Origin of the sequence: Streptomyces sp. NPDC046915 (assembly GCF_040644935.1) — a bacterium.
Taxonomy (GTDB): Bacteria; Actinomycetota; Actinomycetes; order Streptomycetales; family Streptomycetaceae; genus Streptomyces.
Genome location: NZ_JBEYXB010000004.1, coordinates 175,471 through 201,358, shown reverse-complemented (window position 1 = coordinate 201,358; position 25,888 = coordinate 175,471). Strand labels below are relative to the sequence as shown.

Below are 25,888 nucleotides of genomic sequence, written 5' to 3'. Positions count from 1 at the left end.
TCCGAGCATGACGGTCCTGCCTGACGACGGGCTCCCACTGGCCGCCGAGTTCCCTGACGCGACACACGAGCAGTGGCAACGCCTGGTCGAGGGCGTGCTGCGCAAGTCGGGCAAGGAAGTCTCGGGCGCGGCAGCTGAGGACGCTCTGTCCACGACGCTGGAGGACGGGCTGCGCACCCGCCCCCTGTACACGGCGCGCGATACCGCGCCCGACCCCGGCCTGCCCGGTTTCGCCCCGTTCGTACGCGGCGGTCGCCCCGAAGGCAACACCGGGGGCGGCTGGGACGTACGCCAGCGGCACGCGGCGGCCGAGGACGGCGCGGCCCTGACCGACCTGGAGAACGGCGTCACCTCGCTCTGGCTCGTGGTGGGCGAGGGCGGTATCCCGGTGGCCTCGCTCGGCCGTGTGCTCGACGGCGTCTACCTCGACCTGGCGCCGGTCGTGCTCGACGCCGGCCGGGACGTGGAGGCCGCGGCCGAGGCACTGCTGCGGCTGTACGAGGAGCGGGGTGTGGACCCCAAGGTGGTGCGCGGCAGCCTCGGCGCCGACCCGCTCGGCTATCAGGCCCGCACCGGCTCGCCCCTGGACTTCGCGCCGGTCGCCGCGCTCGCCGCGCGCTGCGCCGAGTCGTACCCAGGGCTGCGCGCGCTGACCGTGGACGCGCTGCCGTACCACGAGGCGGGCGGCTCGGCCGCGCAGGAGCTGGGCCTGTCCCTGGCCACCGGCGTGGCCTACCTGCGGGAGCTGACCGAGGCGGGCCTCACCGTGGAACAGGCCGCGGGGCAGCTGGAGTTCCGGTACGCGGCCACCGCCGACCAGTTCCTGACGATCGCCAAGCTGCGCGCGGCGCGCCGGCTGTGGGCGCGGGTGGCCGAGGTGTGCGGGGCGCCGGGCGCGGGCGCGCAGGTGCAGCACGCCGTGACCTCGCCGGTGATGATGACCCGCCGCGACCCGTGGGTGAACATGCTGCGCACGACGGTGGCCACGCTGGCCGCCGGGGTCGGCGGCGCGGACGCAATCACCGTGCTGCCGTTCGACCACGACCTCGGTCTGCCGGACGCGTTCGCCCGCCGTATCGCGCGCAACACCTCCACGATCCTGGTCGAGGAGTCGCACCTGGCCCGGGTGACCGACCCGGCGGGCGGCTCCTGGTACGTGGAGCGGCTGACCGACGAACTCGCCGAGGCGAGCTGGAAGTACTTCCGTTCGATCGAGGGCGACGGCGGCCCGGCGGCCGCCCTGCGCTCCGGCCGGATCCGCACGGACCTGGCGACGACCTGGGCGGAGCGCTCCAAGAGGCTCGCCAAGCGGCGCGAACCCATCACCGGTGTCAGCGAGTTCCCGCTCCTGACGGAGAAGCCGGTGGAGCGCGAGCCCGCCCCCGAGCCGCCGTCCGGCGGGCTGCCGCGGGTGCGCCGCGACGAGGCGTACGAAACCCTGCGCGCCCGCTCGGACGCCCATCTCGCGGCGACCGGCGCCCGTCCCCGGATCTTCCTGGCGACGATCGGAGCGGCCGCCGCGTACACCGCGCGTTCGACCTTCGCCGCCAACCTCTTCCAGGCGGGCGGCATCGAGCCGGTCACGGAGGGCCGCTTCGAGGACAGCGGCGCCACCGAGGCCGTGCTGTGCTCCAGTGACGCGCTGTACGAGGAGCAGGCCGAGCAGACCGCCGGGTTCCTCAAGGCCTCCGGCGCCCGGCACGTGTTCCTCGCGGGCCGCCCCGCCGAGTACGCGGGCGTCGACAGTTACGTCTTCGCGGGCTGCGACGCCGTCACCGTCCTGTCCGCGACCCTGGACCGCATGGGAGTGTCCTGATGGGAATCCCCGACTTCTCCGGCATCGAGCTGGGGACCCCCGTCACCGGCGGGAGTGCCGAGGAGTGGCGTACGGCCGTCAAGCGGGCGACCGGGAGCGAGGAGCAGCTGTGGGAGACCCCGGAGGGCATCGGGGTCAAGCCGCTGTACACCGGCCGTGACCTGGAGGGCCTGGACTTCCTGGGGACGTACCCGGGCATCGCCCCGTACCTGCGCGGCCCGTACCCGACGATGTACGTCAACCAGCCCTGGACGATCCGCCAGTACGCGGGCTTCTCCACCGCGGAGGAGTCCAACGCGTTCTACCGGCGCAACCTGGCGGCCGGTCAGAAGGGCCTGTCGGTCGCCTTCGACCTGCCCACGCACCGGGGTTACGACAGCGACCACCCGCGGGTGACCGGTGACGTCGGCATGGCGGGCGTGGCCATCGACTCGATCTACGACATGCGGCAGCTGTTCGACGGGATTCCGCTGGACAGGATGACCGTGTCGATGACGATGAACGGCGCCGTGCTGCCGATCCTGGCGCTGTACATCGTGGCGGCGGAGGAACAGGGCGTACCGCCCGAGAAGCTGGCCGGGACCATTCAGAACGACATTCTGAAGGAGTTCATGGTCCGCAACACCTACATCTATCCGCCGAAGCCGTCGATGCGGATCATCTCCGACATCTTCGCGTACACCTCGCAGCGGATGCCCCGCTACAACTCCATCTCCATCTCCGGCTACCACATCCAGGAGGCGGGCGCGACGGCCGACCTGGAGCTGGCGTACACCCTCGCCGACGGCGTGGAGTACATCCGGGCCGGGCGGGAGGCGGGCCTGGACGTGGACGCGTTCGCGCCGCGGCTGTCCTTCTTCTGGGCGATCGGCATGAACTTCTTCATGGAGATCGCGAAGCTCAGGGCGGCCCGGCTGCTGTGGGCCAAGCTGGTCTCGCAGTTCGAGCCGCAGAACTCCAAGTCCCTGTCGCTGCGCACGCATTCGCAGACCTCGGGCTGGTCGCTGACCGCGCAGGACGTGTTCAACAACGTCACGCGCACCTGCGTGGAGGCGATGGCGGCGACCCAGGGCCACACCCAGTCGCTGCACACCAACGCCCTCGACGAGGCCCTCGCGCTGCCGACCGACTTCTCGGCGCGCATCGCCCGCAACACCCAGCTGCTGATCCAGCAGGAGTCCGGCACCACCCGGGTCATCGACCCGTGGGGCGGCAGCGCGTACGTGGAGAAGCTGACGTACGACCTCGCCCGCAAGGCCTGGCAGCACATCCAGGAGGTCGAGCAGGCGGGCGGCATGGCGCAGGCCATCGACGCGGGCATCCCGAAGCTGCGCGTGGAGGAGGCGGCGGCCCGCACCCAGGCCCGGATCGACTCGGGACGCCAGCCGGTGATCGGCGTGAACAAGTACCGCGTCGACAGCGACGAGCAGATCGAGGTCCTCAAGGTCGACAACTCCTCCGTGCGCGCCCAGCAGATCGAGAAGCTGCGGCGGCTGCGTGCGGAGCGGGACGAGACCGTCTGCCGGGACGCGCTGGACGCGCTCACCCGGGCCGCCGACGGCAAGGACAACCTGCTGGAGCTGGCCGTGCGGGCGGCCCGCGCCAAGGCGACCGTGGGCGAGATCTCCGACGCCCTGGAGAAGGTGTACGGCCGGCACGCGAGCCAGATCCGTACGATCTCCGGGGTGTACCGCAACGAAGCAGGGGAGTCCCCGAACGTGGACCGCACCCGTGCCCTGGTGGACGCCTTCGACGAGGCCGAGGGACGCCGGCCGCGCATCCTGGTCGCCAAGATGGGCCAGGACGGTCACGACCGCGGCCAGAAGGTGATCGCGACCGGCTTCGCCGACCTCGGCTTCGACGTCGACGTCGGCCCGCTGTTCCAGACGCCGGAGGAGGTCGCCCGCCAGGCGGTCGAGGCGGACGTGCACGTGGTCGGCGTGTCCTCGTTGGCCGCCGGTCACCTCACGCTCGTACCGGCGCTGCGCGAGAAGCTCGCCGAGGAGGGCCGTGAGGACATCACGATCGTGGTCGGCGGGGTGATCCCGCCGCAGGACGTGCCGGTGCTGCTGGAGATGGGTGCGGCGGCCGTGTTCCTGCCCGGGACGGTGATCCCGGACGCGGCGTACGACCTGCTGAAGCGGCTGTCGGCCGATCTCGGCCACGACCTGTAGTCCCCCATGGCAGCGATCGATCTCGACACGTATGTGAAGGGTGTGCTCGACGGGAAGCGGGCGATCGTGGCCCGCGCGATCACGCTCGTCGAGTCCACCCGTCCGCAGCACCGGGCGCTGGCGCAGGAGTTGCTCACCGAGCTGCTCCCGCACAGCGGCCGGGCGCGGCGGATCGGTATCAGCGGAGTGCCGGGGGTGGGCAAGTCGACGTTCATCGACGCGTTCGGCACGCTGCTGACCTCGCTGGGGCACCGGGTGGCGGTGCTGGCCGTGGACCCGTCGTCGACCCGCACCGGGGGCTCGATCCTGGGCGACAAGACCCGGATGGACCGGCTGGCGGTGGACCCGGCGGCGTTCGTGCGGCCCTCGCCGAGCGCGGGCACGCTGGGCGGGGTGGCGAAGGCGACCCGCGAGTCCATGGTCGTGATGGAGGCGGCGGGCTACGACGTGATCCTGGTGGAGACCGTCGGCGTGGGCCAGTCGGAGACGGCGGTGGCCGACATGGTCGACTCCTTCCTCCTGCTGACCCTGGCCCGTACCGGCGACCAGTTGCAGGGCATCAAGAAGGGCGTCCTGGAGCTGGCCGACGTGATCGCCGTCAACAAGGCGGACGGCCCGCACGAGCGCGACGCCCGCGCCGCCGCCCGTGAACTGGCGGGCGCGCTCAGGCTGATGCGCGGCAAGGACTCCTTCTGGACGCCGCCCGTGCTCAGTTGCAGCGCGCGTGAGTCGACCGGCCTGGAAACCGTCTGGGAGCGGCTCGAACAGCACCGCACGCTGCTGGACTCCACCGGACGGCTCACCGCCAAGCGCCGCGACCAGCAGGTCGACTGGACCTGGGCGATGGTCCGCGACGAACTCCTCGGCCGGCTGTACGCGGACCCGGCGGTGCGCGAGGTGACGCCCGGCCTGGAACGGGCCGTCAGAGACGGCTCCTTGACGGCCACGCTGGCCGCCGAACGCATCCTGGCGGCGTTCGAAGGGACGCCCGGCTCCTCCTAGCGGTCGCGCTGGGCATGGTGGAGGAACTCCCGTACCAGCGGCTCGTGCGTGCCGGTCCGGGAGACGAGGGACAGTTCGACGATGTCGGCTCGGTCCGTCAGGGGGCGGTGGGCGACGGTTCCCCGGACGGAGCGGACCGCCACGTTCGGTACGAGGGTGACACCGAGGCCGCAGTCCACCATCGCGAGCTGGGTCAGGACGGAGTTGGCGATGTGCCGCGCGTCGGGCGTGAACCCGGCTCTGCGGCAGGTCGCCATGAGCTGGTCGTGGTAGTCGGGTGAGGCGTCGCGGCGCAGCCAGACCCACGGCTCGTCCGCGAAACGGGTGAGGTCGACCGGGTCCGTGGTGTCCCCGGCGAGGGGATGCCCGGCCGGCAGGGCGATCACGAACCGGTCGTGGCGCCAGGGCCGCACGCGCAGGCCGCGGACCGGTGCGCTGGGCCGGATGACGGCGAGGTCGATCTCGTGCCGGGCCAGCGCCTCCTGGCCCTCCCCCGTGTCCACCTCCGTCAGGTGCACGTCGACGCGGGGCCGGGCGTGCCGGAAGGCGGCCAGCGTGCCCAGCAGGGGTTCGCCGAGGGCCGAGGTCACCACGCCGATCCGCAGCGTGCCCACCAGGCCGGCCTCGGCCTGGGCCGCCACCTCGTGGGCGTGCCGGGCGGCCGCCACCAGCTTGCGGCACTCCTCGGCGAACGAGCGTCCGGTCTCGGTGAGCCTGACCCTGCGCTCACTGCGGTCGAACAGGCGCACGCCCAGTTGCCGTTCCAGCTGGAGGATCGCCTGGCTCAGGGGCGGCTGGGACATGCCGAGCCGTTCCGCGGCCCGGCCGAAGTGCAGCGTGTCCGCGACGGCGAGGAAGTAGCGGGCCTGGCGAACCTCGATCATCAGTCGCTCCACATATCGGTGACAGCGGAAGACAGACTCCCAGTATATGAGAAGGCCCGATATTAATTGAAAATTCAAGCGAATCGGTGATGGGCACAACGGGCTCGGCCGGCTACGGGCCCGGCTTGATGGTCTTCATCGTGAAGTGCGAGGTGACGTTCCTGATCCGGGGGATCGTCATGACCCGCCGGCTGAGGAACGCCTCGTAGGCGGGCAGGTCGGCGACGGCCACGCGGAGGAAGTAGTCGGGGCTGCCGAACAGCCGCCGCAGCTCCAGTACTTCCTCGGCCCGCGCCAGGGTCTCCTCGAAGCGCTCGACCGTCTCCGCGTCCTGCGTCTCGAGACTGAGGTCGATCAGGACCTCGAAGGAACGGCCCACGGAAGCGGGGTCGATCACGGCCCGGTAGCCCTGGATGACACCGTCCGCCTCCAGCCGCTGCACCCGGCGCAGACACGGTCCGGCGGTCAGCCCGACCCGCTGGGCCAGCTCCACGTTGGTCAGCCGCCCGTCCCGCTCCAGCTCGGCAATGATTGCCTTGTCGATCGCGTCCACAGTGCAAATATTGCACGGCAGCCGCCCGCCTGAGCAATATTCGCAACCACATGCCACGGCTTCTGCGGGACGATGGATGCGTGCAACAAGACGTACTCCCCCGCTCGGCGGCGCCGGAGGCCACGGCCACGCGCCGGACCCGGATATCCCAGGGGGTCCGGGACTCCTTCTCGGCCGGCCTGGGCATCTTCCCCCTGGGCATCGCCCTCGGCCTGCTGATCATCCAGGCCGGGCTGCCCTGGTGGCTCGCGCCCGCCCTGTCCCTCGCCGCGTTCGCCGGCTCCCTGGAACTGCTGCTGGTGGGCATGATGGCCACCGTCACGCCGCTCGCCGCGGTCGCGCTGACCGTGCTCGTGGTCAACTTCCGGCACGTCTTCTACGCCTTCTCCTTCCCGCTCCACCTGGTCAGGCACCCGGTGGCCAAGGCGTACGCCGTCTACGCGATGATCGACGAGGCGTACGCCGTCAACACCGCCCTGCCCGAGCACGAACGCTCGGCAGCGCGACTGCTGGCCATGCAGATCTCGTGCGAGGCGTACTGGGTCGGCGGCGGGCTGGTCGGCGTCGCCCTGGGTGCGGCCCTGCCGGCTCCCGTCAAGGGGCTGGAGTTCGCGCTGTGCGCGCTGTTCACCGTGCTCACCCTGGACGCGTTCCGCTCCCGCGAGGAGCTTCCGTCGCTGCTGCTGGCCGGCGTGAGCGTCACCGTGGCGCTCGTCCTCACCCCGGGCATCGCCATGTTCACCGCGCTGCTGATGTTCGTCGGCCTGCTCCTCACCCGCCACTTCACCGCGGACCGGAAGGTCGCCGATGCCTAGCACCTCGTACCTGATCTCCGTCCTGGCGATCGTGTTCACCCTCACCCTCGCCCTGCGCGCGGTGCCCTTCGCCCTGCTCGGCAGGTTGCGCGACTCGGCGATCGTGCGGCGCCTGGCCGTGTGGATGCCGGTCGGCATCCTCGCGATCCTCGCGGTGACCGCACTGCACGGCACGATGACGACCGACCGGCACGGCACCTGGTACGCGCTGCTCGCCGTCGCCGTCACGATCGCCGTCCACCTGGCCTTCGGCCGCCGTACCATCCTCAGCGTCGGTGCCGGCACGGCCGTGTACGTCGTACTGCTCAACACCCTCTGACCCACCAGGAGAAGCACCCCTTGAACCCCGCCGGCTACTTCGAGCCCATCGACGACCACCGCTACAAGCCGACGACGCACGCGGGTGGGGCCTGGGACCCGGACGAGCAGCACTTCAGCCCGCTGGGCGGACTCGTCGTCCACGCCATCGACCGCCATCGGGCCGCCGGTCCGGGCAACGGCCTGGTCCTCTCCCGGATCAGCTACGACATCCTCGGCCGTCTCGCCCTCGACGAGTGCGAGATCGAGGTGGACACCATCCGCCCCGGACGGACCATCGAACTCCTCGAAGCGGTCGTCCGGATCGCCGGCCGGCCGGTCGTCCGGGCCCGCGCCTGGTTCCTGGCGGACCTGGACACCAGCGCGGTCGCGGGCGGCGCCGACGAGCGTCTCACCTCGCCGGAGTCGCTCGCCTCGTGGCCGATGTCCGAGGTCTGGCCCGGCGGCTACATCGCCTCCCTGGACGTCCGCCCCGCCGAACCGCCCCGGCCGGGCCGTACGACCGCCTGGATCTCCACGCCGCTCGATCTGGTCGCCGGCGTCCCGGTCAGCCCGCTCGCGTCCTATCTGGCCCTCGTCGACACCGCGAACGGCATAGCCGTCCGGCAGCCGCCCACCACGTGGATGTTCCCCAACGTCGACCTGACCGTCCACCTCCACCGCCAACCACGAGGCCCCTGGACCGGACTGGACACCACGGTCACCTTCGGCCCCTCCGGCCAGGGCCTCACCAGCACGGTCCTGCACGACATCGACGGCCCGGTCGGCCAGGCCCAGCAGATCCTCACGGTGCGGCCGCTGCCGGACGCGTGACCGGCGTTCCTGCCGCCCTTCGCCAGCACCCGCGCGGCCCGGCCCCCTACGCCACCGTGTGCGGCACCCAGACGGCGGCGTGGAAGGGGCCGTTGAACGAGACCGGGTCGGTGGGCGGGAGTGCCGCGCTGCCCGCGACGACGCCGTGGCAGTTGACCTGCGTCGCGGCGGAGTTGAGGCCGCCGAGGGAGGCCAGGTAGGTGTAGTCGCCGTTGTCGACACGGGAGACGAAGGCGAAGGAGTTGGGGGCGAAGTTGTCACCGACGATGAAGTTCCCGGCGATCTGCTTGACCTCGGTGACACCACGCCCGGAGCCGATCGTGGCAGTCGTGTGCGTCTTGAGGTCGAACGAGCTGGAGAGCATGCCGTCGCCGCCGACCACCGTGTTCCCGCTGATCAGCTCCGCGGTCAGGAGGTGCCACCCCAGATCCGTGCGGATGCCGGTGCGGAGGTCGTAGGCGTATCCGGTGAGGCTGTTGCCGGCCGTTCGGGACTGACCGACCACGGTTGAACCGCTGACGTCGTTGGCCGTGCTGGAGCTACCGCCGAGGGTGCCGAGGTCGGTCATGGTCCGGGTGCGCAGGTTGTACGCGAATCCGTGCGTGGTGCCGTCGGGCGTGTTCGGCAGCGAGGAGCTGCCCACGACGATCGCACCGCTGACCGCCGCCGCGGTGCTGTGGCCCGACGGGCCGGCGAGGCTGCCGAGGTCGGTCATGGTCCGGGTGCGCAGGCTGTACGCGAACGCGTGGGTGGCCACGTCGCCGGACAGCGACGACGTCCCCACCACGGTGTCACCGTCGAGGCCGGTGATGTCGGTGCTGCTGCCGCCGAGAGTGCCGACATCGACGAGCCGGCGGGTCCGGAGGTCGTAGGTGAATCCATGAGCCGAGCCGTCGGAGAGCTCCGACTCCCCGACGACGTAATCCCCTTCCACGCCGGTCGCCTTGCTGGAGCCGCCCAGCGTGCCGAGATCGGTCATGGTGTGTCTGCGCAGGTCGTACACGAAGGCGTGTTCGGCGGCGTCGCCGCTCGTCAGTGAGCTCCCGACGACCGTGTCGCCGTCGATGGCGGTCGCCTGGCTGCGGGTACCGCCCAGGGTGCCGAGGTCCTGCACGGTGTACTGCACCGACCCCGCCGCCGGCTCGGCCGACGGCCCGTCAGCCCCGTACGCCGGCCCGGCGCCCACGGCGAGCAGGCCCGCGCCCGCCAGAATCCAGGCACGTAAACGTATGCGCATGATGTCCCCCCTGAAACGATCGATCGATCGAAGCGAACACGGCGCGGCAGACCGCTGCGCCCTCCCCAGGCACGGGCCTACCGGATGCTGCACGGCTTTCACTTGTACATCGGTTCGGATCGGTCAGACAGTGGGCGGTCGGCCACAAACAGGACGTTCGTGACCGCTGGGCCGTCGCCCGCGCGTGGGCGCGCCGGAGAAGACCGTTCGAGCGGAACTGCGTCTGACGCGAGACACGCACAACCCGGCCATCATCGACCGGTTTCACGTCAACGGGCGGGACGGCGGACGTTCGTGGGCCTGCGGTGTCAGTGCCCGGCATTAGTCTCGTTCGCCCGGCGAAGAGTCGGTGAATCCAGGGGGAGTACGAGACCGCCATGCCCGAGAACCACACCGGATACCTGATCTCCGTCGTCGACGACGATCCGCTGCGCGCCCGTAAGGACGCGCGCGAACTGCTCGCCGCACTCGGCGAGGTGGACCCCACGGCCAAGCTTGACCTTCCCGAGCCCGGCCGTCCGACGGGGGCCGGCGACAAGGGCGGGCCGTCCGCCGAAACCGTCGGGTTGCTGCTGAGCGCCGGTTCGTTCGTCGTCGCGCTGGTGCAGACGTGGCTGGCGCGGGTCCCGCAGCGCACCCTCGTGGTCAAGCGACCCGACGGGGCGACCCTGCACATCACCGGCAAGGAGGCCCGCGAGGACGACACGCTGGTCCAGCGGTTCCTCGCGGACGACGGCGACGACGGCACGACGGCGGGCTGAGCGGCGATGACCGACAACGACCGGCACGCGTTACTCGTCGGCGTCTCCACCTACGACAGCGAGTCGTACGCCGACCTCCCGGCCGTACGCGCCGATCTCCACTACATGCGGGCGGTGCTCGAGAACACCGAGATCGGCATGTACAACGAGTGCGCGGTGGCCGCCGAACCGACGCGCGCGGAGATGCTGCACGCCGTCGAGACGTTCCTGGAGGCACGCCAGCCCAGTGAGACCGCGCTGCTCTACTTCAGCGGGCACGGCGAGTACTGCGAGCAGGACGGCCAGTTGTACTTCCTGACCCGGGACACCGACCCCGCCGACCTGCCGGGCACGGCCGTACCGGCGGAGTTCCTGGAGCGGATGCTCCAGTCCTGCCGGGCCGCCTCCAAGCTGGTCCTGCTGGACTGCTGCTCCAGCGGGTCCGTCGTCCAGGGCTGGACCGCCAAGGGCCCGTCGGGGGAACCGGACCGGCCCGCGCCGAGCACCCTGCTGCGACCGACCGGCGTGTACTTCATCACCGCGTCCGACGCCCTCCAGGCGGCCTCCGCGATGGCACCGCCCGGGTCGGGCCTCGGCACCTCCCGGTTCACCGGAGAGATCGTCGAGGGGCTGCGCAACGGCCGGATCAAGGAGGGCGGCTGGATCACCCCGGACGACCTCTTCGACTACCTGACCGCCCAGATGACCCGGGACGGTGTGCCGGAGGAGCAGCGGCCCACCAAGTCCACGATCAGGGCCACCCGGAGCCTTCCCTTCGCCCGGTCGGTGGCACGGCCGGTGCGGCTCCCCGCGCTCCCCCACGACGCCGCCGGAACCGTCCGGCGCTCCCCCGCGCTGCTGAAGGCCCGGGAGCTGGCGGAGGCGGACGAGCGGGACGGCGTCGACCGGCAGGGGCTGTTGCGGTACTACGCGGACTGCCTCACCGCGCAGGCGGCGGCCGGAATGCGGCCGGACCGGGACGGCGGCCGGGACAAGAAGTACTTCCTGCTGGCCCAGGGCGAGGAGACCATCCAGTCGGGGCGCGGACCGCACATCGTCGCGCCCGGAGCGCTGCCCCGGCCGCAAGAGGGGCGGAGCGGCTCGGGCACCGAGGCGGGCTCGCGGCAGGAGTACTGGTACGGCTATCCGGCGATCACGCTGCCCGCGCGGGACGGCGGCCGGGGGCGGCGTGCGACGGTGGAGCTGGCGCCGTTGCTCATCCAGCAGATGGAGCTGGCGCCGGACGAGGAGGGCCGGGACGTGCTCCGGCCCAGCGGTGTGCCGTCCCTGCACAGCGGGGTCGTCTCGGAACTCCTGGACGCCGGCGACGCGGCCGACCTGGTCGCGCGCTGGCAGCCGGCCTGGCAGGAGGGCAACGAGGCCCAGATGCTGCGCGCCATAAGGGAGTTGCTGGACGAGCTGGGGCTGCCGGAACTCGAACCGCTGGACCCGTCCGCGCTGAGCGACCGCACGGTGATGCAGGCGCTGCGGCCCGGCGCGCACAACGCGGCCGTGTTGCTGGTGCCTTCGGGCGCGGAGGCCATGGCCACCCAGGCGCTGGTGGACAACCTGCTCCAGATCTCCACGCGGACCGCGCAGATCGCGGGCACCGCCCTGGACGCGCTGCTGAACGGCGGGGCCCGGCAGGTGCCGGCTCCGACCGCCGTCGCGGCGAACCCGGTGACGCCGGTCGCTCCGGGGCCGTGCAACGAGAGCCAGGAGCTGGTGATTTCGTCGGCGATGACCCAGCCGCTGACGGTGGCGACCGGGCCGCCCGGCACAGGGAAGAGCGAGGTCGTCACGGCGGTCGTCACCACCTGTGTCACCGCGGGGCAGTCGGTGCTGGTCGCTTCCACGAACAACGAGGCCGTGAACGTCGTCGCCCAGCGCTGCGACGACATCGCACCCGGGCTGCTGATGCGGACGGGCAACGCGGAGGCGCTGGAGCGGGAGGCGGCCAAGCTGGAACGGCTGCTCGCCGAACCGGCCGGGACGTCGCGGCGCGGGTCGGCCACCGTGGGCGGCGAGCTGCGCAACACCCGGGGAACGGCAGACCAGCTGCGGGCACAGGCGGCACACCGCGTCGGCGAGGAAGGACGGCTGCTGGAACTGCTCCGCGACCGGGAGGAGCGGGCCGCCGCCCTGGAGCTGCCCCTGTCCCTGCTCGAAGAGGCCTGGGCGGCGGACGTCGACGGCGTGGCATCGCTGGGCCGGTGGGCGGAGCGGGCGTTGAAGACGGCCGGGGCCCGCTGGTGGCAGCTGGGGACATGGCGGCGCGGGCGGGCGCTCGCCACTCTGGTCGCGGCGGGGGCGGAGCGTACGGACGGTACCGGACCGGCATGGCCGAAGTGGGCGACGGGACGACCCGTGCCACCCGAACTGCTGGAGTCCCTGGCCGGGATCGTGTCCGTGGAGCGGGAGGTACGGGAACTCGTCCACCGGCACGGGGAATGGGACGAGGAAGGGCTCAAGCAATCCCGGCTCGCGACGGCGGAAGCGCTGTCCGGGCTGTCGGCGGAACTGTCCCGTGCGCTGTCCGCCGAGGCCCTGAACCGGGCCACCGGGCTCATGAACCAGCGGCTCCAGGCGCTCCGCCGCCGTTCCGGCTACCAGCGCAGCCAGAAGAACCTGATGACGCACATCAGGGGATGGGCCGTCAGCACCCACTCGGTGCGACAACTGGAACTCGCCCCGAAGCTGTTCGATCTCGTGGTCATCGACGAGGCCAGCCAGTGCTCCATCCCGTCGGTGCTGCCGCTGCTGTTCCGGGCCCGCCGGGCACTGATCATCGGGGACCCCATGCAGCTCGGGCACATCCCCGGCGTGTCCCCGCAGCAAGAGCGCCAGGCACGGGTACGGGCCGGGCTGAGCGCCGCGCAGCTGGAGCACCATCGCCTCACCTACCACGTGTACTCCTCCTACCACGCGGCCGGACAGCACGGCGACAGCGCGCTGCTCCTCGACGAGCACTACCGCTGCCACCCTCGGATCGCGGACGTCGTCAACGGACACTGCTACGGCGGCCGGTTGCGGGTGCTGACCGACGTGCGGCGACAGGTACCGGCGTACGACCCGGTGGGAGCGGCCGACCCGGCACCGGTGCTCGGCTGGGTCGACGTACCGTCCGGGGAATCGGCGCGCGGCGGCGACGGGCAGTCCTGGCGTAACGCGAAGGAGGCGGAGGCCGTCCGGCGTGTGGTCGACGGACTGCTGGCCGGGCTTCCGCCGGACGCGACGGTGGGAGTGGTCACGCCGTTCCGGGCGCAGAAGGAGACGCTGGCACGGATGTGGCGGGACGACGACCGCGTCCGGGTCGGCACCGTGCACACCTTCCAGGGCGGACAACGGGACGTGATGGTGCTCAGCCCGGTGGCCGCGCACAACACACCACCCCGCACCACGCACTGGGTCGCGAGCCAGGTCAACCTGTGGAACGTGGCGGTCACCCGGGCCAAGTCGCAGCTGATCACGGTGGGAGGCCGCGCCTTCTGGCAGGACCAGAGCGGCCTGCCCGCCCTCCTCGCCGGGCGTTCCGCACCGCTGGGCGCGGGCGACGACGGCACGACGGCCGAGACCGGCACACCTGGCCCGGTGACCGAGGCCCGCGAGGACCTCGCCGACCGCCTGCAGCGGTACCTGGCCGGACGGGGCATCACCGATCTGGAGCGGGCCGTTCTGGTGGGCGGCCACCCGGTGGACCTGCTGTTCACCGAGGCCGGCGAGAACACGGCGGTGCTGATCGACCCCGGCCCGCGGCCCGGTGCGGACCCCGCGCGGCACCTTCGGCTGACCCACGCGCGAGGCGACCTGCTCACCGGACTGCCCTCCGGAGGCCATGGGGCCAAACCCTGCTCCGTGAGCCGTACGGTGCGGGTGCCCGCCTGGCGGATCCTCGCGGGCGAGACCGCGCTGGCACCGCTGTTCGACTGAGCGCCGGACAAGGCGGCCGAGCGCGGACGGCCAGGCCCGGCGGCCCGCTCAGCCGCCGGGCAGACTCCGCACGACGTACGTCATGTGCTGGAGGTTTCCCGCCCGCAGCCACTCCGTCGGCCCGCCCACACCCTCGCTCGTCCTCCCCGAGGCTGTCGTCCCACTCCTTCGTGACCCGCACCCGGACACCCGGTCCGCGCGCGCGGCGCCGGGCCGTCTCCACCGCCGCTGCCCGCTGCCGGATCGACGTACCTGCCAACCAGTTCGGCCAGCGTCTCCGTTGCGGCTCCGGGCAATTGCGGCGGATTCCACAGTGGCCTGATAGCGGCGCGAACGGGTCTTGCGCTTCGCGATGCCCGGCGGTCGGCGCTCCAAGTGGCCCCCGTGGATGGCGGACCGAGAGGCATTTGGGCCGCCGGGCAGCGGGACGCGGTCAGCCGCGCAATCGCACGCGATGAACCCGTCGACGTCGACGGCCATCCCGGGATACTGGTCGCCATGGATGAGGTCACGGTCGTCGTCGCCCATTCCGAGCGCGCGACCCTGCGCGTCGGCGACGTGTTCCTGAAGGTGGACGCCGATCAGGCACGCATCGACGTCGAGGTCGAGGCGATGGCCCTGGCGCCGGTCCCGACCCCGGAGGTCCTGTGGCGCAAGCCGCCCGTGCTCGCGATCGCCGCGGTCCCGGGGACGGCGCTCGGCCGCCTCGGCGAGCCGTCGACCGCGTCGCCGGCAGCATGGGCCAGGGCGGGTGCCGCCGTCCGGAAGTTGCACGACGCGCCGTTGCCGCCCTGGCCCGGCCGGGGCCTGGACGAGTTGGCGGCGGATCTCGACGGCGAGTGCGAGTGGCTCGTGACGAACGGGGTCCTGCCCGCCGACCTGGTCACCCGCAACCGCCAGGTCGCCGAGGCCGCGCTCCGGCCGTGGACTCCGGTGTTCACGCACGGCGACCTCCAGATCACTCACGTGTTCGTCGATGGCGACGAGATCACCGGCATCATCGACTGGTCCGAGGCGGGCCAGGGTGATGCCCTGTTCGACCTCGCCACCTTGACGCTCGGACACGAGGAGCACCTCGGCGACGTCGTCGCCGGCTATGGCACCGACGTCGACCTCGACGTGATCCGCGCGTGGTGGTCGTTACGAAGCCTGCTGGTGGTTCGCTGGCTGGTCGAGCACGGCTTCGACCCGTCCGCGCCGGGCTGTGAGGTCGACGTGCTGAGATCCCGGATGTGAGGCCGGCGGGCCCGACTGCTACGAGTGCGTGCTGACGCATCGAGCAGGCCATCTCCTACGGCATCACGCCGTGCCACCGCGACCTGCCGCCCCGGTGGCACCCGGCCGAGCGTCCCCACCGGCGGCCGGATTGCCAGGGCACCGCGGTGTCGGCACCACCATCACCGCCGGCCCGGCTGAGCGGCCCGGAGTCCTGGAGGTTCACGCCATTCGGCGCCGCGGCGACCGCCTGAAGCGGAGCCAGGAGCACCGCCCAGCGATCTACGCTGCCCAGCAGCAGCATGCCGTCTCCGTGCCCGCCTGGGGCGACCGCCGGCTCCAGCGCGGTGGATCTCCTCGGCCGGACGTACCCGTCAGCCCTGAGCGATCAACACGAATCGCCTTCGGCCGCTGACTCCGCGCGCGTTGGGGTGCGGGCCCTCCGCAAGGAGCATGACCTGCGTCATTTCCGCGTCAAGACATCGCCCGTAACGCCCATACCGCACATCGCCGCGCCGGTGTGCGCCGCCCTGGTCGGCTGCCTCGCTCTGTCCCACCCGCGCGACGACCACGGCACGCCGGCTCTCACTCCGACCGCTCTGTCCTGATCCGGCTCAGTGCGCGACGCGGTAACGGTGCTCGGGACGTCCGGTGGCTCCGTAGCGGAGTTCGAGCCGGACCATGCCCTCCTTGACGAGGTAGGAGAGATAGCGCTGGGCTGTGGCACGGGAGACCCCGGTGCGTTCGGCGGCCTCCGCGGCTGACAAGGCGTCGTGCGTGGTGCGCAGGGTCTGGTGCAGCAGGGCGAGCGTCGGCGCGGAGTGGCCCTTGGCGGGGACGCGGGGCACGGCCGGCGGGCGGGCGGCGCTGAACAGCGCGTCCACATCGGCCTGGTCGGTCTCCGGGACCGTGCCGAGAGCCTCCATTCGGTGCTGCAACTCGCGGTAGGCGGTGAGCCGCTCGGCGAGGTCGGGCGCGCCGAAGGGTTTGACCAGGTAGCCGACGGCACCGAGTTTCATCGCGGTCCGCACCGAGGCGACGTCCCGGTCGGCGGTGATCATGATGGCGTCGGGACGGTCGCCGCCCTCGTCTCCGCTCAGCCGGCGCAGCACGTCGAGTCCGCTGCCGTCCGGCAGGAAGACGTCGAGCAGCAGCAGGTCGGGGTGGAGGTCGCGTACCGCGTCCAGCGCCGCGCCCACGGTCGCGGCCTGGCCGACCACCTCGAAGCCCTTGACGCGGGACGCGTAGTCGCAGTGGACGCGGCTGACCCGGAAGTCGTCGTCCACCACCAAGATGCGGATCACCAGCGGTCACCTCCTGTGACGCCGTCGCGCGCTCCGACCGGCACCGGCGGAGCCGTGGTGAACAGGGCGTCCTGCGGGGCCGGGGCGGCGTCGGGCACGGGCAGCGTCACGGTGAAGACCGCGCCCTGCCCCTCGTTGACCGAGATCGTGCCGCCGTGCCGCTGCACCAGGCGGTGGACGAGAGCAAGTCCCAGGCCGCGCCGCGCGGTGCCCCGGTCGGGACGGGTCGACCAGCCGTCCTCGAAGATCGACTCGGTGGTGCCCGGCGGGATGCCCGGCCCGGTGTCGGTCACCTCCACCCGCACCACGTCGACGGCCTCGATCAACGACAGCCGCACCTCCGGACCGCCCGGCCGCGCCGGTCCGGTCACGGACGCGTCGATCGCGTTGTCCAGCAGGTTGCCGACGATGGTCAGCAGCCGGCGCAGATGCGGCGGGTCCTCACCGAGGGCGGAGTCGTCGCTGAGGACGATCCGCACCCCGCGTTCCGCGGCCACCGTGATCTTGGCGACGATCAGTCCCACGAGCAGCGGGTTGCCGATCCGTTCCCGTACGGATTCGGTCAGCGCCTGCTCGGCGCCGGCCGTCTCGACGGCGAACTCGTAGGCTGCGTCGTGATCGCCGATGTCCAGCAGCCCGGCCATCGTGTGCATACGGTTGGTGAACTCGTGCTGCTGGGCGCGCAGCGCGTCGGTGAGCCCGCGGACCGAGTCCAGTTCGCGCAACAGCCCGATGAGCTCGGTGCGGTCGCGCACGGTGACCACCGCGCCCAGTTCACGGCCGTGCAGGGCGACCGGCATCCGGTTGACGACCAGGCAGTGGCCGTCGGTGAGCACGCTGATGTCGCTGCCCGCCAGGGTGCCGTCCAGGGCACGGCGCAGCCGCCCGTCCGGCAGAACCTCCTCCAGCGTGCTGCCGAGCGCGGTACCGAGGCCGAGCAGTTCGCGGGCCTCGTCGTTGACCACCGTGATCCTGCCGTCGGGGTCGAAGGCGACGACTCCCTCGCGGATACCGTGCAGCATCGCCTCCCGGTCCTGAAGCAACCCGGCGATCTCCTCCAGTTCCAGCCCGAACGTCGTCCGCTTGAGCCGCCTGGCCAACAGAAAGGCGGCCGTTGAGCCGAGCGCGACGGCGATGGCGCTGTACACGCCGAAGGTGGGCAGCTCACGCCACAGTTCGCCCAGCACATAGTGCTCGGGAATGCCCGCGGAGACCTCGCCGACCAGCTTGCCGCTGGGCCCGTACAGCGGAGCCTTGCCGTTGGCGGAACGCCCGGTCGCACCCTGGTCGGTACCGACCTGGGGCCTGCCGTCCAGCACCACGATCGGATCGCCCGTCGGTTCGCCGATCAGCGCGGGGTCGGGGTGGGAGTGGCGGATACCGCGCAGGTCGAGTACGACCACGTACGACGCCCCGGACGCCTTGCGGATCCGTTCGGCCACGGTCTGCACCACGTCGCCGCCGCCCCCGTACTGCATGGCCTGCCGGATCTGCGGTTCGGCGGCCGTGGTCTGCGCGATGTCGAGCGCCCGCTGCTCGTAGGCACGGTCGATCTCGCCCCGCTGCGCGAAGGCGAACAGCACGAAACCGATCAGCCCGGTCAGCGCCAGGATGGCCAGCTGATTGGCCAGGATCCGCGCGGAGAGCCGCCCCTTCCCGCCACGGCCGAGCAGCTTACGGATGGGTTTCACCGGTGTCTCTCGCCTGTCGTACGGCTGCCGGGCGCGGCCTCTGCGCCGTACCCGTGGTGGCGTGATTGTGCCCCCGCTTTCGGCTTTCTGCCCACCCCCGGCTCACTGAGCAGAACGAGCAAAAGCCTGGCTTACACGGCTAACGCGGGATACGGATGAAACAGCGACGTAACACCCCGCGGCCTCTAGCGTCTGCCTTCCTCGACCCCGAGGTTAGGAAGGAGACGGCCTCAGATGGCTTCGCGAAACGATGCCGCGGTGGGACCGGTCGCCGAGAAGGGCGGCCAGGACAGCGCGCGAGTCGAGATTTCCGGACTCACCAAACGATTTCTGACTCCCGCGGGCGAGGTGTTCACGGCACTGCGGGACGTGTCGTTCACCGTGGAGCCCGGCCAGTTCTGCGCGGTGGTGGGCCCGACCGGCTGTGGCAAGTCGACCACGCTGAGCATGGTGTCCGGACTCGACCGGCCCAGTGAGGGCTCGGTCAGGGTCGGCGGCCGCGAGGTGCACGGCGTCACCGACGGCGTCAGCTTCATGTTCCAGGCCGACGCGCTGCTGCCCTGGAAGACCGTGCTCGGCAACGTGCTGATGGGCCCCGTCTTCCGCGGAGTGCCCAAGCAGCAGGCCCAGGCGTCGGCACGCGACTGGCTGCGCCGGGTGGGCCTGACCGGGTTCGAGGACCGCTACCCGCACCAGCTCTCCGGCGGGATGCGCAAGCGCGTGGCGATGGCCGCGGCGCTGATCAACGAACCCCGGATCCTCATCATGGACGAGCCGTTCGGCGCCCTGGACGTGCAGACCAAGGCGATCATGTCGACCGAACTGCTGGGTCTGTGGGAGCAGATCCGCCCGTCGGTCATCTTCATCACCCACGACCTCGACGAGGCCGTGGCCCTCGCCGACCGGGTCGTCGTCATGACGTCCAGCCCCGGGTCGGTCAAGGCGGTCTTCGACATCGACCTGCCCCGCCCGCGCGGCTCGGTGCAGGAGATCCGCTTCCAGCCCCGCTTCATCGAACTTCAGCACCAGATCTGGGACTCGCTGCGCGAGGAGGTGGAGCGCGCCTACGCACGCACCGCAGGAGGTACGGCATGAGCACGGCGTCCGCAGTTTCCCCCGCTCCCGTCGAGGGCGGCGCACAGCTTTCGGCCGGGGCTGCCGCCAGACGCGCCCGCCGGCGCCGCGTCGCCCTGGTGTGGGCGGGCCGCATCGGCCTCGCGGTCCTCGTCATCGGCGGCTGGCAGGCGTTCACCACCTGGGGGATCGTCGACCCGTTCTTCTTCGGGCAGCCCTCCGGCATCGCCAAGCGGCTGGTCGACCTCTTCCGGCACGGCACCGAGTTCGGGTCCTTCTACGCGAACATCTGGACGACGATCCAGGAGGCACTGGTCGGCTTCGCCCTCGGGGCAGTCACCGGCGTGGTCTTCGGTGTCGCGCTGGGCCAGAGCCGCTTCCTCGCCGACGTCCTCGGCCCCTACATCAAGATGGTCAACGCGATCCCGCGGATCGTCCTCGGCTCCATCTTCATCGTCGCGTTCGGCATCGGCGTGCTGCCGAAGATCCTGCTCGCCGCGGTGCTGGTGTTCTTCATCGTCTTCTTCAACGCCTTCCAGGGTGTGCGCGAGGTCGACCGCAACATCCTCGCCAACGCCAAGGTGCTCGGCGCCTCCCAGCTACAGATCATCCGGCACGTCACCGTGCCCTCCGCACTCACCTGGATCATCGCCAGTCTGCACAGCGCCTTCGGCTTCGCCATCGTCGGCGCGCTGGTCGGCGAGGTGCTCGGCGCGCAGAGCGGCCTCGGCCTGGTCATCAAGACCGCGCAGAACAACTTCGACCCCAACGGCGTGTTCGCCACGATGCTCGTCATCTCCGTCATCGTGCTCGGCGCCGAGTGGGTGATCGGCAAGCTGGAGCACCGGCTGCTGGCCTGGCGACCGCCGGCCCCCTCCGAGGCATCCAACGCCCTCTGACCCGGCCCTCCCTCCCCTCCCCCGCTCTTCCCTGTCCCACCTCACAAAAGGAATGTGGCCTGCCATGTCCAGACGACCCGCCACCGTTGCCGCGTCTCTCCTCGCCGTTCTCGCCCTCGGCGCGGCCGGCGCCTGTTCCGGCAACTCCGCCAGCACCACCGCGAGCAGCGGCTCCGGCTCCACACCGACCGTCAAGATCATGGTCGGCGGCATCGACAAGCAGATCTACCTGCCCTACCAGCTCGCCCAGAACCTCGGCTTCTACAAGAAGTACGGCGTCGACGTCCAGCTCAGCACCGAGCAGGACGGCGGTGTCGGCGCCGAGGAAGCCATGGCTTCCGGGCAGGTCGACATGGCCGGCGCCTGGTACAACCACACGATCGAGTTCCAGGCGAAGGGCAAGGCGGTCGAGGACGTCGTCCAACTGTCCGGCGCACCGGGTGAGCGGGAGATGTGCGGCAAGAAGTCGGGCGTCACGTCGGGCGCCGACTTCAAGGGCAAGACCCTCGGCGTCACCGACCTGGGCTCGGGCACCGACACGCTCACCCAGTTCCTGGCCGCCAAGAAGGGCGTCAAGACAAGTCAGTTCCACCGCATCGGGGTGGGCGCGGGCTCCACCGCCATCGCCGCCCTTCAGAACGGCAAGGTCGACTGTGTGATGACGACACAGCCGACGGTCGCCGCGATCCAGAAGAAGGGTGTCGGCACCTCGGCGATCGACCTGGCCACCACCCAGGGCGCCACGGCGGCCATGGGCGGCGCCTACCCCGCGGCCAGTGTGCTCGCCCGCACCGACTGGGTGAACTCGCACAAGGACACGGTGCAGAAGGTCGTCGACGCGCTCGTCGCCACCATGCACTGGATCCACACGCACAGCACGGCCGACATAGCGAACAAGCTGCCGGCGTCGTTCGTGTCGAACCAGTTGGTGACCAAGGCCGACTACATCACCGCCCTGACCGAGGACAAGGGCCAGTTCCTCCCCGACGGCATCATGCCGGCCGGCGGCCCGAAGACCTCCCTGGCCACGGAGCGGCTCGTCGGAAACGTGAAGGGCTCGGTGGACCTCAGCAAGACGTTCACCAACGACTTCGCCGTCCAGGCCAACAAGACGGAGGGCTTCAAGACCACCACCACCCCGGCAGGGCCGACCGGCTGACCACCACCGGCACGGGGCCGCTCAGGTGACAGCCACCGGGGCGGCCCCGCACTGCGTTCCGGAGCGGGCTCTCGGCCGCGGTCACGATGGTCGCCTCCCCTGCCGTACGACGGGTGCCGTGTACGCCCGAAGACCGCCGACCTCTTCCGCGGGCCAGGTGCGCGCGTACGCGGGCGGACGGCCCCCCGGTGGCGCGAGGACGGCGAAGGACGTGCGGTGAGCGGCGCGCTTCAGTTCGGCCACGGTGGTGCTGGCGTCGTGTCCCGCCGTCTGGGCAGAGCCACAGCCGGTGTAGAAGGCGATCGGCACGGCGTCGTAGCCGCTGAGCAGACAGGGCTGCCGGACACCGAGCGTGCGGAGGGCGGCGGCGGTGCGAGACCAGTCGGCGCGGGAGGCCGCGGAGCTGTGCACAGTGTGCTCCAGGACGACGTACTGCACGGCCAGGTGACCCGCCACACCGATCGCCACCAGGCTGACGGCGACGGTGCGCGCCATCCGGCCGATCGGGGCCGTGACCAGATGGGCGAGGCCGTGGGCGACGGGGAGGGCGAGCAGGGCGTAGGCGGGCAGCAGGAAGCGGGGGGCCGCGTAGCCGATGAGGAACAGGTAGGGGACCGCGGCCGTGACGGCGCAGGCCAGCGGCAGCAGGACGGGCAGCGCACGGCGGGCGCGGACGGCGACCACCGCGCCGAGGGCGGCGAGGACGGGCAGCGCGAACCACCACAGGGTCACCGCCGGGTGGGGGGCCGCTCCGGTGCAGGGCCGGCACAGGGTGCGGCCGCCGAGACTGCGCAGTTGGTCGAGCACGGCGAGGTGCCAGCCGAGTCCGCCCTGGACGGCGGAGGCGTCGGACAGGCGCTGCGCGAGGCCGCCGTAGCTCGTGTACGCCTCGATCACCCACTCCCCGCCACCCGCCACCAGCCCCGCGACCAGCACAGCGAGCAGACGGGGGCGGCGCGGGCGGCGCAGGGAGAGCGCGAGCAGGGGCAGGACGACGTAGACCGCGTCCATCGGGCGCATCCCGGCCATCAGCGCCGCGCCCGCGAACACACCCCACCAGGCCGCCCGGTCCCTGGCGTTCGCGCGGGCACGCAGGAAGCAGCCGACGCATGCCAGGGCGCCGATGGCGACCCAGTAGTTGGGCATGGCCTCGGAGCCGTAGAACAGCGTCACCCACAGCGAGGCGAACAGGGCGCCGGACAGGGCCAGGACGCCGGGACCGAGGTGGCCTCGCCAGACGAGCAGGGCGAGGTAGAGGGCCAGACCGGAGAGGACGGCCAGGTAGATCCGGAGCAGGACGGTGGAGTCGGACCACGACGCGATCGGCGCGACCAGGAGTGAGATACCGCGGGAGCGGGGCGCGCTGAAGTAGGCGGCGGGCACGTGACCGCTGGCCTGGCTGACGTACACGGCCTCGTCCCAGCCGAGACCGAGATCCGGCCGTACGAGGACGAGCTGGGCGAGCGTGAAGGCGGCTGCCACCGCGCCGAGCCGGGGCTCGCCCCGCATGCGCCGGGTCCGGATGGTCTGTGATGGGCGGCCGGTGCGAGGGACACCGGTCCTCGTGGCGTTCGAGCCGTCGGCCATCTTGCACCTCTCGTCGTCGCACGCCACGGAATCGAATCCTCTACAGCTCGTAGGAGGACATCCCACACTACGGCTTGTAGGGTTAGAGGCGGGTGAGAAGCCGCCTCCGCACTTCTTCGTAGGGCGCCGGGCGCGGCAAGCGGCGGCCGACGCAAGACGTCCGCCGCCCGCCAGGAGCCGACCGTCTCGCCGAGGTGGTCTCCGCGATCTTCATGATCCAGAAAGCGAGGGTGACCTCGGGCAGTTTCTTCATCAGCGGCGAGGCGATCGCGGTCAATGGCCTTGGCGGCGTCAACCTGAGCACTTCCTGAGCGCCTGCCCCGCCCCTGTTCAGGCGGCGTGGCGCACGGTTCGCTGGGGCTGCGCGACGTCCTTCTGGGTCACCGCCAGATACACCACCAGACCGAGGACGACACCGAGGAACAGCACGCTCGTCGGGACGGCGCCCAGGCCCACTCCGCCGTCACCGTTCGGCTGCGAGAGGTAGTCGCCGACGGACGCGCCGAGCGGACGGGTCAGGACGTAGGCGATCCAGAAGCTCCACACCGCGTCCAGGTCAAGCGCGAAGTGCGCGAGCGCGACCGCGGCGATGACCAGGGCGAACAGGACCGCGGACAGCCAGTAGCCGAAGTTCATCCGTTCGGAGACCAGGTCGCCGGCGGCGGTCCCGAGGGCGAACGTGAACAGAACGGCGAGCCAGTAGAAGGACTCCCGGCCCGGTGTGTCGATGCTGTGGATGGAAAGCGTCCCCTCGCGCCTGTGCCAGACGCCGAAGACGACCGCGAGGACGATCGCGAAGACGGTGGTGCTGATCTCCAGCGGGACGCCCATGTTGTCGGTGAGGTTGTCGCTGATCAGCGTGCCGACGACGCTGATCAGCGCGACGGCTGTCCAGTACACGCCGGCGCGGTAGGCACCGGTGCGGAACTGCACGACCAGGACGATCGCCAGCAGGGCGCCCATCAGCACCGACACTCCGGTCAGTCCGAGCCCGGCCTTCTCGTTGAGCAGGTCGGCGGCGGTCTCACCGACCGTCGTACAGAGCACTTTGATGATCCAGAAGTAGACGGTGACCTCGGGCACCTTGTCCCAGCGCAACCGGCGACCCGAGGACGCCGCGGCATCGACCGATGAGGCCGCGGTGGTTTCCGATGTCTCGTGTGCCATGAGGCCCGACCGTGCCACGGACTACCTGAAAACATCCTGACTGCCGTACGGCCTTCTCATGGCGGCGCTCCGCCGCGCCACACCCCCGACACGGACAGCGGCAGTGTCCTGATCACCACCATGACCCTGATCGTCACGACGGCGTCGGCACCATGGCGCCACGGGCCCCGAGAGAGCGTGATCGGCGGCGACTCCGGCGGAGTCGCCGCCGATCAGGTCCGTCAGCGCATATCCGTGAGGAGGGTGCTGAGTTCGGCCTCCTGCTTTGCCGGTGACATCGGCGGGTTCGAGTGGTCGATGCCGAAGGTCTTCAGGACCTGGTCCATCTGGGCGTCGAGGAAGGTCCAGCCGGTGTTGTCGAGCGGCTGCAACGTGGCTTGGTCGGCATCCCAGAGGTCTCGCAGCGACTGGGCAGCCGCGTGGGCCTTGGTCGCGTTCCCCGACTGTGCGTCCTTGAGTGAGGTCGATGCGAGAGCCCTCAGCGCGTCGACCTTCGTGGACGGGAACTTCTTCACGGCCTGGCCAGGGGCGAGGTGAACGGTGGAGGTGGCGTCCTCCTCCGGCGCCGGGCCGACGTGCGGCTGGCTGTGAGCCCAGACCAGCAGGCCCACGGTGGCGACGGCGAGGAGGCCGAAGCCCGCCAGCGCGACGCGCTCCCTCTGCGGGTTGGCGGTGATCTGCTGGGTGTGCGTGGCGTCGTAGGTCTCGGTCACGTCGGAACGGGTCACCGTCAGGTAGATGACGGTCGCCAGGATCAGGCCGAGGAAGATCAGGCTGGTGGTGAAGGTGCCCAGTGCGAGGCCGGTCGGCTCGCCCGGCTGAGCGACCTTGGGGGAGGCGAGCCAGTCGCCGATGTTGGCGCCCAGCGGGCGGGTCAGGATGTAGGCGAGCCAGAAGGACAGCACCGGGTTCGCGCCGAACCTCCACAACAGCATGATCGCCGCGATGAGGCCGAGCGGCAGCAGGACCGAGACGCCCGGGCTCCAGCCGGTGAGTTCGAGGGTCCAGTCGCCGGTCGCGGTGCCGAGCGCGAAGGTGACGAGCACGGTGAGCCAGTAGAACGACTCACGCGGCAGCGTGTTGACCGAGTGGATCGAGAGGGTGCGCTCGCGCAGCCACCACGCGCCGAAGACCACGGCGAGCAGGACCGAGAACACCGTGGTGCTGATCCACAGCGGCACCTTGAGCTGGTCCGTCAGGATGTCGGTGTACAGCGTGCCGGTGACACTGACGACGACCACGGTCAGCCAGTACGGGAACGGGACGTACCGCTTCAGCCGCAGCTGGACGCCCAGGACCACGACGAACACCGCGGTGAAGATCCAGGCCGTGTTCACCAGGCCGACGCCCAGCTTCATGTTGATCCAGTCGGCGAAACTCTCACCGACGGTCGTGCACAAGATCTTGATCACCCAGAACCAGATGGTGACCTCGGGAACCTTGTTCAGCATCAGCCGCCCGCTGCGGTGCGTGCGGGCTTCGCTCGTCGTTGTCATGCGCCGAGGTTGGC

General features: G+C 71.1%; 20 protein-coding genes. 12 read left to right on the top strand and 8 right to left on the bottom strand.

What is annotated here, in order from left to right; genetic code table 11:
• The first annotated feature begins 7 nt into the window (after positions 1 to 7).
• The 3 genes from ABZ915_RS12215 to meaB are packed head-to-tail and all read left to right on the top strand — an operon-like array spanning position 8 to position 4,992.
• Positions 8 to 1,816 (top strand): methylmalonyl-CoA mutase subunit beta, encoded by a 1,809-nt coding sequence (locus ABZ915_RS12215; protein WP_361799983.1) that lies wholly within the window; start codon positions 8 to 10, stop codon positions 1,814 to 1,816.
• Complete coding sequence (gene scpA / locus ABZ915_RS12210; RefSeq protein ID WP_361799980.1) at positions 1,816 to 3,990, top strand: methylmalonyl-CoA mutase; 2,175 nt, start codon at positions 1,816 to 1,818, stop codon at positions 3,988 to 3,990. Before ABZ915_RS12215 ends, scpA begins: the two co-directional genes overlap by 1 nt.
• Before the next feature lie 6 nt (positions 3,991 to 3,996).
• Positions 3,997 to 4,992, top strand: coding sequence for a methylmalonyl Co-A mutase-associated GTPase MeaB (gene meaB, locus ABZ915_RS12205; RefSeq protein ID WP_361799977.1), 996 nt, complete (start codon positions 3,997 to 3,999; stop codon positions 4,990 to 4,992).
• Here meaB and ABZ915_RS12200 read toward each other — a convergent pair.
• Together ABZ915_RS12200 and ABZ915_RS12195 are read right to left on the bottom strand one after the other, a co-directional pair.
• Positions 4,989 to 5,876 (bottom strand): LysR substrate-binding domain-containing protein, encoded by an 888-nt coding sequence (locus ABZ915_RS12200; RefSeq protein ID WP_361799974.1) that lies wholly within the window; start codon positions 5,874 to 5,876, stop codon positions 4,989 to 4,991. The two genes, meaB and ABZ915_RS12200, sit on opposite strands and share 4 nt — an antisense overlap.
• A gap of 112 nt (positions 5,877 to 5,988) precedes the next feature.
• Positions 5,989 to 6,429 (bottom strand): Lrp/AsnC family transcriptional regulator, encoded by a 441-nt coding sequence (locus tag ABZ915_RS12195; RefSeq protein ID WP_361799971.1) that lies wholly within the window; start codon positions 6,427 to 6,429, stop codon positions 5,989 to 5,991.
• Between the two features lie 80 nt (positions 6,430 to 6,509).
• Here ABZ915_RS12195 and ABZ915_RS12190 point away from each other — a divergent pair, with 80 nt between their 5' ends.
• The 3 genes from ABZ915_RS12190 to ABZ915_RS12180 are packed head-to-tail and all read left to right on the top strand — an operon-like array spanning position 6,510 to position 8,375.
• On the top strand, positions 6,510 to 7,244 hold the full coding sequence (locus tag ABZ915_RS12190) for an AzlC family ABC transporter permease (protein WP_361799969.1): 735 nt from the start codon (positions 6,510 to 6,512) through the stop codon (positions 7,242 to 7,244).
• A complete protein-coding gene (locus tag ABZ915_RS12185; protein WP_361799966.1) occupies positions 7,237 to 7,563 on the top strand; it encodes an AzlD domain-containing protein in 327 nt (108 codons plus the stop codon). Before ABZ915_RS12190 ends, ABZ915_RS12185 begins: the two co-directional genes overlap by 8 nt.
• Positions 7,564 to 7,583: 20 nt before the next feature.
• Entirely contained in the window at positions 7,584 to 8,375 is a 792-nt protein-coding gene (locus ABZ915_RS12180; protein WP_361799963.1) for a thioesterase family protein, read from the top strand.
• A gap of 46 nt (positions 8,376 to 8,421) precedes the next feature.
• Here ABZ915_RS12180 and ABZ915_RS12175 read toward each other — a convergent pair whose 3' ends face one another.
• Positions 8,422 to 9,612, bottom strand: coding sequence for a hypothetical protein (locus ABZ915_RS12175; protein WP_361799960.1), 1,191 nt, complete (start codon positions 9,610 to 9,612; stop codon positions 8,422 to 8,424).
• A 377-nt stretch (positions 9,613 to 9,989) separates the two neighbouring features.
• On the opposite strand from ABZ915_RS12175, the gene ABZ915_RS12170 reads away from it, so the two are divergent.
• The 3 genes from ABZ915_RS12170 to ABZ915_RS12160 all read left to right on the top strand — a co-directional run bounded on the left by ABZ915_RS12170 (position 9,990) and on the right by ABZ915_RS12160 (position 15,518).
• Positions 9,990 to 10,373, top strand: coding sequence for a hypothetical protein (locus ABZ915_RS12170; RefSeq protein WP_361799957.1), 384 nt, complete (start codon positions 9,990 to 9,992; stop codon positions 10,371 to 10,373).
• Positions 10,374 to 10,379: 6 nt separating this feature from the next.
• Positions 10,380 to 14,282, top strand: coding sequence for an AAA domain-containing protein (locus ABZ915_RS12165; RefSeq protein WP_361799954.1), 3,903 nt, complete (start codon positions 10,380 to 10,382; stop codon positions 14,280 to 14,282).
• Between the two features lie 498 nt (positions 14,283 to 14,780).
• Positions 14,781 to 15,518, top strand: a complete 738-nt coding sequence (locus ABZ915_RS12160; RefSeq protein ID WP_361799951.1) for an aminoglycoside phosphotransferase family protein — start codon at positions 14,781 to 14,783, stop codon at positions 15,516 to 15,518.
• 593 nt (positions 15,519 to 16,111) lie between these two features.
• On the opposite strand, the gene ABZ915_RS12155 is transcribed toward ABZ915_RS12160, so the two are convergent.
• Both ABZ915_RS12155 and ABZ915_RS12150 read right to left on the bottom strand, forming a co-directional pair.
• The gene (locus tag ABZ915_RS12155) at positions 16,112 to 16,801 is read right to left on the bottom strand and encodes a response regulator (protein WP_361799948.1); all 690 of its coding nucleotides are present in this window, start codon (positions 16,799 to 16,801) and stop codon (positions 16,112 to 16,114) included.
• Positions 16,798 to 18,492 carry a sensor histidine kinase gene (locus ABZ915_RS12150; protein ID WP_361799945.1) on the bottom strand — a complete coding sequence of 565 codons (1,695 nt, stop codon included), beginning with the start codon at positions 18,490 to 18,492 and terminating at the stop codon, positions 16,798 to 16,800. The genes ABZ915_RS12155 and ABZ915_RS12150 overlap by 4 nt, the downstream gene beginning before the upstream one ends.
• Before the next feature lie 234 nt (positions 18,493 to 18,726).
• Here ABZ915_RS12150 and ABZ915_RS12145 point away from each other — a divergent pair, with 234 nt between their 5' ends.
• From ABZ915_RS12145 to ABZ915_RS12135, 3 genes are all read left to right on the top strand, one after another.
• Complete coding sequence (locus tag ABZ915_RS12145; protein ID WP_361799942.1) at positions 18,727 to 19,587, top strand: ABC transporter ATP-binding protein; 861 nt, start codon at positions 18,727 to 18,729, stop codon at positions 19,585 to 19,587.
• A complete protein-coding gene (locus ABZ915_RS12140; RefSeq protein WP_361799939.1) occupies positions 19,584 to 20,465 on the top strand; it encodes an ABC transporter permease in 882 nt (293 codons plus the stop codon). The genes ABZ915_RS12145 and ABZ915_RS12140 overlap by 4 nt, the downstream gene beginning before the upstream one ends.
• A gap of 64 nt (positions 20,466 to 20,529) precedes the next feature.
• Positions 20,530 to 21,624 carry an ABC transporter substrate-binding protein gene (locus ABZ915_RS12135; RefSeq protein WP_361799936.1) on the top strand — a complete coding sequence of 365 codons (1,095 nt, stop codon included), beginning with the start codon at positions 20,530 to 20,532 and terminating at the stop codon, positions 21,622 to 21,624.
• Positions 21,625 to 21,705: 81 nt separating this feature from the next.
• Here the strand turns inward: ABZ915_RS12135 and ABZ915_RS12130 are convergent, their stop codons facing one another.
• The 3 genes from ABZ915_RS12130 to ABZ915_RS12120 form a co-directional block, all read right to left on the bottom strand.
• Complete coding sequence (locus tag ABZ915_RS12130; protein ID WP_361799932.1) at positions 21,706 to 23,133, bottom strand: hypothetical protein; 1,428 nt, start codon at positions 23,131 to 23,133, stop codon at positions 21,706 to 21,708.
• 408 nt (positions 23,134 to 23,541) lie between these two features.
• Positions 23,542 to 24,378 (bottom strand): hypothetical protein, encoded by an 837-nt coding sequence (locus ABZ915_RS12125; RefSeq protein WP_361799929.1) that lies wholly within the window; start codon positions 24,376 to 24,378, stop codon positions 23,542 to 23,544.
• Positions 24,379 to 24,599: 221 nt separating this feature from the next.
• Positions 24,600 to 25,874, bottom strand: a complete 1,275-nt coding sequence (locus ABZ915_RS12120) for a hypothetical protein (RefSeq protein WP_361799926.1) — start codon at positions 25,872 to 25,874, stop codon at positions 24,600 to 24,602.
• Positions 25,875 to 25,888: the final 14 nt, after the last annotated feature.